The following is a 7,065-nucleotide window of genomic DNA, read 5'->3' as shown; positions in this document are numbered from 1 at the left end:
AGAAATGAGTTCACTATCTTCTTACACTTTCATTCTGGAAGCTTTATTCTATGCAGCTTCATATTAAATTGGTATTACGCTTACTTTTCTAAGATTGCTCAACCAAAAACCCCTAAAACACAAAGTTGTTCAGAGCGCTCAGATCGGCAGCCAGAACGTTTTCAACAGTAATGTAATTTTTGAATTTGTTGTCATCACCGAAGCCATCTTGATTGATCTGGAGGACTACTTTGCCACCTCTTTGAACCAACTGCACATAACCATCCGCGATCGCGTTTGTGCCGTTATAGCCCCCAGGAACCAAGCTATCGAGCAACTCGGTAAGAACGATTTTATCAGTGCCAGTGATAAAGTCCTCAATCCGGTCTCCCGAATCTTCAATGTTGGTGTAGACAAAGCGATCGCTACCACCGCCACCCGTAAGCTTATCCCCACCGGAACCACCAGTAATGACTTCATTCAAAGCGGTGCCCGTAAACGAATCATTTTTTTGTGTCCCTACATACTGAGGAAGGGTGAAGCGAGCCACACTGGGGTCGTGGTCACTATCCTGATCCGCAAACTCAGAGTTGATATGAACAACATCAAACTCATCTAAATTATTAAACAGCGTCTTGCTCGCCAAGATGTGATCCAAAACCTGCGCGTTGCCTTGGAAGTTGTAGGTGTACTGCTCGTTTGCCGGTAGGGTTTCGATCAGATTGTTCAGGATAGGTGTACCCACACCACCCGGTATCCCTTTGAGGATGTTCAGGGGTTCAGAAAACGGAAAGTCATTCAAGTCACCCAAAACAATCACATTTGCCGTAGAGTCGGCGGCGAGGATGCTATCTACAAAGTTGTTAACAATCTGCGCTTGCTGGCGGCGTTGGACTTCACTCGTGAGGACTGGGGGCTGGTTTGGCCCAAAGAGGGGCTGATCGCCACCCTTGGAATTGAAGTGGTTTCCAATCACGAAGAGCTTGTGACCGTTGAACAGAAACTCCCCGACCAAAGGCTTACGGCTATTTGCGAAGGCGTCACCATCCGAGAGATCGGTGTCAACGATCCGACCCGGACTGAAGGAAAGCTGCGGGTCGCCACCAACATTATTTACAGTGGTTTGCGTTGTGGCTGTCCCACCCGGACGATCTACATACGTGACCCGTTCTGGCTTAAATAGAAAACCGACGCGGATATTCCCCCCCGGTTCACCGCCATCCTGGTCATCAGTTGGATTAATCTGACGGAACTCATAAGTCGGGCCGCCTGCCGCCTGAATCGCTGCGATCAAGGTGTTGTAAGTGATGGCAGCATCAACAACGCTATCGTTAGTCGGACCGTTATTGTCTTGAATCTCCTCTAGGGTAATGATGTCCGGTGATTGCAGGTTCGTAACGATGCGTTGAGCCAAGGCATTGAACTGGGTAGCCCCATCACCGGGGTCTAAGTTCTCCACATTAAAGGTAGCGACCGTCAGCTTGTCATCAACTGGGTTTAGGGTAGTGACTTCCTTCTCTAATGGACTAGGAGTATCAACAGTGATGGGGGAAGTTGCCAGCACTTCGTAGTTGTTGAAGTTGTAGCTTATCACCCCGGTCACTGTGTCGAGTTGCGCTCCGACATCTACCAAAGGTGACGAAGAGCCAGGACGAATCAGATCATCATCAATCTGAATGCGTTCCGGGTTAAAGTCATTAGGGCTGATGAGGCTACCCCCACGAGCTGTGCGCCCCGTGGCATCTGCGCCATTGTCATCAAGTACCCAAATCTCCCCAAAATTGTTTGTCGGACTAACTGCTACAGGATTGTTGACCTGTACTAGCATTCCTTCCAGGCTTTCATAGTAATCAATGCCTTCAGTAGCAGGCTCAAAATCACCGCCTGTTTCCACGTTGCCAGGGTTAGCCGTAGAGAAGTCGTTGTTGATGGCTAATGTGGGAGGATTGACGCTTATAGGGGTAATCGTGGTTGTGGGCGCAGTTGTCCAGGGGGTAACGCTTAGAGCTTGAGTCGAGGTGTTACTAATCTGGGTAGTCGTGAGGTTATTCGCTCCAGGACGAAACTCACTCACAGTACCCGTGACCAGAACAGCACTACCGAGGCTGACACTGTTGAGAATAGCTGAGCCTGCGGAGCTTGTGCCTGTGAAGACAAAAATCCCCTCAGATGTTGCCGCGTCGGCATCGGGTGTAGGATCTTGGAGGTAGAATCCGTTAGAAGCTTTGGCGGTAACGATTCCGGCAACATTGAAGACACCGACTCGATCCGTTGCAGAGGTAAGAAGGGGGGAGATGTGATCCGTTCCTTGAATGTCGCGGATGCGGGTCAGTGGCACATCATTATCTGCAATGGTCACTGTCGCCGCGCTCGAACCACCGAGGTCATAGTCGCTGGTATCGACTAGGTTGAGCGTGATGGTTTCATTGCCTTCCACTGCACTATCGTCTACTGGTGCGATCGCCAAATCGACAAAGGATTGCCCCGCGTCAATGGTGGCAATCCCAGTCAAATTCGGCGTATAGTCCGTGCCGTTGGTCGCCTGACCCGTACCCGTGGCGACGGTGTAGTTCACGCTTAGGGGGGCACTCGTGTCACCTGTGCGCGTAATTCTAAACGTCCCTGGCTCTTGCCCTGCCTCTGCTGCGTTTGCGTCTGTTGCCTGGAGTGTGACTGTTGTTGTGGGTTCGCCACCAGCAGGAGTACCTGTGATGCTGATGTCATCAACCCCGATCCACTCATCATTCCCAGCAGCGTTTGTTGTGATGATCCGGAGTTGAACTTGAGATTGATTCTGTGCTCCTGCTGGCAAGGTGACATTAACTGGTGTGACTTCGGTTGCTAAACTTGGACCAGTGCTGGCGTCTGCAACGTAGCCAGCAGGGATATTAATAAAATTGCCGGATGTCCCGACGCGGTATTGCAAAGCGACTGGTTGAACAGCGTTATCGATAGAACCATCCACATCGCGGAGATTGAAGGAGACGTTGATGTTCGTAACGCCGACGGTGTTCAGGTAAATCAGCAAAAATGGGGCATCCGCTGTACCGGAACCAGTAAGGCCAACAACGGGGTTTGCGATCTCAAATTCAGCAACACCACCGGTGGTGAAGGTGTTGGGATTTGTCTGATTTGCATTGACATCAATGGGCGATGTGCCGGCCACAACAATGGTTTGTGGATCTGTTCCCGTTGCGCCTGTTAGTTCATCTCCGCGAAAACCATCAATACTTGGGATACCGGACCAGTCATCATTAACCGTGATGAGACTTTTGTTTGACCAATCCTGTGTTAGCGAACCGGTAAGAAGGTCGTGATATGTGGGTGCCATTGGTTGGTAAAACCTGTTTTGATTACTGTGGAAAATTGTTGATTTGGTGGGCGACGATCGCACAGGAAAACGCTATCTTCTCTTTAAGGATGCCTGGACGGCGATCGCTTATCCTCAAGATGTTTTAGGTCTCAAACCAGGGGACTGATTTGCCCTGAGAATGTCCGATTCACGACGAATCTAACCTGACTAAACAGTCAGGCTAAAGGCGATGCAGCACGAACGACTTCTTTAGATAAAGACTTATGGCTAAGGTGATAGCCAGTAGCAGAGTACCCTTAGTGTCTGATTTAAAAATACCTTGTTACCCTCGCTACAGATTTGACTCGTGAAGCCAGCTAGATTGTTTCTAAGTAGCCCGAAACAGTGAACCCTCGAATACTCTACACAATCTTTGTAAAGGAAAGGTTAATTTAAATTTAAGCCTAGGAGTTTGTGGTAAATGGGCATTATCAGGTGTCCCAAATTGGAAGTAAAGACATAAAAATCACATTCATCTATGCTGTCGGGTTCGATCGACTCAATGAAGGAAAGTGCGCGAGTTTTTAACAAATAAATAATCAGTCTTTAATCCTAGCGTGAGACTATACTCCAAAAGCCAAAAATATTTGACTTCAGCGGTATAGAGGAGTGACTTAACGTGGCAGCAATTAACGGCACATCAGGGAATGACACATTAAGCGGGACGATCGCAGCCGACTTAATTTCTGGCTTGGGGGGCGATGACGCCATCTCCTCTGGGGAAGGAAACGATCGGCTTTTTGGCAATTCAGGCAATGACTTTTTATTGGGGGATTCGGGGAATGACGCACTCTACGGCGGTCGAAACCGCGATACCCTTCAAGGTGGCGAAGGAGACGATTTTCTCTCCGGCGAGCTCGATGGCGACATTTTGACTGGCGGTGGTGGTAAAGATATTTTCGCGATCGGGCGGATAGGAACACGTACTACTGGCGGTTCCCAACTAGAAAATGCTGACCTCATCACCGATTTTGTTAAAGGTCAAGACTTAATCAGTCTCAGCGGCATCTCCCCGGCAAATATCGAGATTTCTCAAGGTACGGGTAATTTCAGCAACAGTATTATTCTCCGAGATACAGGAACTAACGAATTTCTAGCGATTTTGGAGGGAGTCAACTCCTTCGATGCAGCAGATTTCACTGTGGCCCAAAATCCAGTTCCGGGAGTTCGGTTTTCTAGCTTCAACGCTTCTTTGAATCGCAGTAGTGCCGGTCGGTTAATTACAGACCTTTCAACTCCCAACAACCAGCAAGCAAAGAATGTCGCTGAAACAATTCAGCGCGTAAATCCAGATGTTTTGTTAATTAACGAATTTGACTACGACAGCAGCAGCACAGCCCTAAATTTGTTTCAGCAAAACTATCTGTCTGTTAGTCAAAATGGCGCAACTCCTGTTAATTATCCCTTTCGCTATACTGCCCCTTCTAACACGGGCATTGCTTCGGGTTTAGATTTAGACAACAACGGTTCCGCTGTCACACAAATTGGTGCAAACGGATACGGCAACGACGCTTTCGGGTTTGGGGATTTTCCGGGACAATATGGAATGGCTGTGTACTCGAAGTATCCCATTGATACTGCCAATATTCGCACGTTCCAAAACTTCCTTTGGAAAGATATGCCCGGGGCATTTTTGCCGGATAACTCGTCTACGCCCGCAGCAAATGACTATTACTCGCCTGATGAATTAAACGCATTTCGCCTTTCGTCCAAGAGTCACTGGGATGTGCCAATTAATATCAACGGCGAGATTGTTCACGCCTTAGTCAGTCATCCGACCCCGCCTGTATTTGACGGCCCTGAAGACAGAAACGGGAGGCGAAATCATGATGAAATTCGCTTTTGGGCAGATTACGTTACTCCCGGCAAAGGTAGTTATATTTACGACGATCGCCGCACAGTTGGCGGACTTGCTCCCAATGCTAGTTTCGTAATTATGGGCGACCAAAATGCCGATCCTGTTGATGGGGATAGTTTTGACAATGCGATTTTGCAGTTGCTAAATAACTCGCGAGTAAATACAGGAGTCACTAGCGCAATTCCTGCAAGTTTAGGCGGAATTCAACAAGTAGCAGACGGCGGTAATAATGTCAACCAAAAAGGCAATCCGGCTTTTGATACGGCGGATTTTGGAGATGCGGGGACGGCTTCGGGAAATCTGCGAGTTGATTATGTTTTGCCGTCGGCTGACTTGCCAATTAATGATGCTGCGGTATTTTGGCCTTTGACGACAGATCCGCTGTACAGATTGGTGGGCGATCGCCAAACTGCGGAAAATACTCCTACTTCTGACCACAGTTTAGTTTGGGCAGATATTGCTGTTGGCGATCGCTCTCCCAGTACCAGTGTCAGAAATATCAACTTCATCGGACAAGCTACTTATCCAACAGGTTCCGTCACTGTAGAAGGAACTCAAGTCGGCGGACTTTCTGGCATTGATTACGACCAAATTAACAACCGCTATTACAGTATTTCTGACGACCGTTCGGACAGAAATCCGGCCCGATTCTATACTCTCAATATCGATTTAAGTTCTGGTTCGCTGTCTAGTTCCGGGATTAATTTCTCTGGGGTGACAACTCTGCTTAACCAAAACAATCAACCTTTTGCTACTAATACTCTCGACCCGGAAGGCATCGGTTTAACGAGTAACGGCACTGTGTTTGTTTCCTCAGAAGGCGAAGTCAGTAACTTGGCTGGTAGACTTCAGAGTCCATTTGTCAACGAGTTTGCTTTAGGGACAGGTAGCCAGTTGCGACAATTACCCGTGCCCTCAAAGTTTGTACCAGTTATAGGTCCAGCAGATGCACCAACAGCGGGAGTTCGCAACAATTTAGCTTTTGAAAACCTGACAATTACTCCTGATGGGAAATTCTTGTTTACAGCAACGGAGAATGCTTTAGTGCAAGATGGGCCGATCGCAACAACTAATACCGGTTCGCGATCGCGCATTCTCAAATACAATTTAACCACAGGACAGCCGGAACAAGAATTTCTTTATGTAACTGACCCAGTGGCAGTTCCCGCAGTTCCAGAGACAGGCTTTAATACAAACGGTTTAGTGGAACTGTTAGCCTTAGATAATCGCGGCACTTTCTTAGCACTAGAACGCTCTTTTTCAGCAGGCGCACCAGGCACGGGAAATACCATCAAGCTCTACGAAGTACGGCTCAACGGAGCCAGCGATATCAGGGGCATTAATTCGCTGAAGGCTATTAACATTAATACTGTCAGACCCGTTGATAAACGCTTGCTGATCAATTTTGACAGCCTGGGTTTGCAGACAGGTTTGGATAATGTTGAAGGGATGACTTTGGGGCCAGTGTTGCCGAACGGACAGCAATCTTTAGTGCTAGTGAGCGACAATAATTTTAGCGCTACCCAGTTTACTCAAATATTGGCTTTTGGGTTGGCTTTGGATAATGAAACTCCCAGGCGATCGCAGTCAGTAGATATTCTAACTGCTGGTGGTGCGATCTCTGCGGTGTCAGGTGATAACATCAGCGTCGAAACTCGCGACAGCAGTGCTTTCATTGCAGACTTAGGGACAGTTTCTGAGTTGATGGGGTTCGATACCAAGCAGAATTATGCGATCGGCCCCACAACAATAAATCTCCCTAGAGTCAGCGCAGTTAGCCAACCTAGTAGTCACATAGGGACTCAGGGCTATTTCATTCTATTTGAGTAGTGGATATAGTAGTAAAGTATCGTACTCATGCCCGGGAGCTGCTATG

At 48.1% G+C, this 7,065-nt stretch carries 2 protein-coding genes; one reads left to right on the top strand and one right to left on the bottom strand.

Features of this window, described 5'->3' with window-relative positions:
- Positions 1-112: 112 nt before the first annotated feature.
- Positions 113-3,310, bottom strand: coding sequence for an endonuclease/exonuclease/phosphatase family protein (locus QUA71_RS28515; RefSeq protein ID WP_333290290.1), 3,198 nt, complete (start codon positions 3,308-3,310; stop codon positions 113-115).
- A gap of 640 nt (positions 3,311-3,950) precedes the next feature.
- Between QUA71_RS28515 and QUA71_RS28510 the strand changes: the two genes are divergently transcribed.
- Positions 3,951-7,019, top strand: coding sequence for an esterase-like activity of phytase family protein (locus QUA71_RS28510; protein ID WP_333290288.1), 3,069 nt, complete (start codon positions 3,951-3,953; stop codon positions 7,017-7,019).
- Positions 7,020-7,065: the final 46 nt, after the last annotated feature.

Origin of the sequence: Microcoleus sp. MON1_C5 (genome assembly GCF_036701875.1) — a bacterium.
Taxonomy (GTDB): Bacteria; Cyanobacteriota; Cyanobacteriia; order Cyanobacteriales; family Microcoleaceae; genus Microcoleus.
The sequence above is the reverse complement of the archived record's forward strand: the minus strand, read 5'-3'. Positions and strand labels throughout refer to the sequence as shown.

Bases quoted from the DNA above. Each gene is read 5' to 3' on its own strand.
- QUA71_RS28515 (WP_333290290.1), bottom strand. From the start codon at position 3,310: ATGGCACCCACATATCACGACCTTCTTACCGGTTCGCTAACACAGGAT.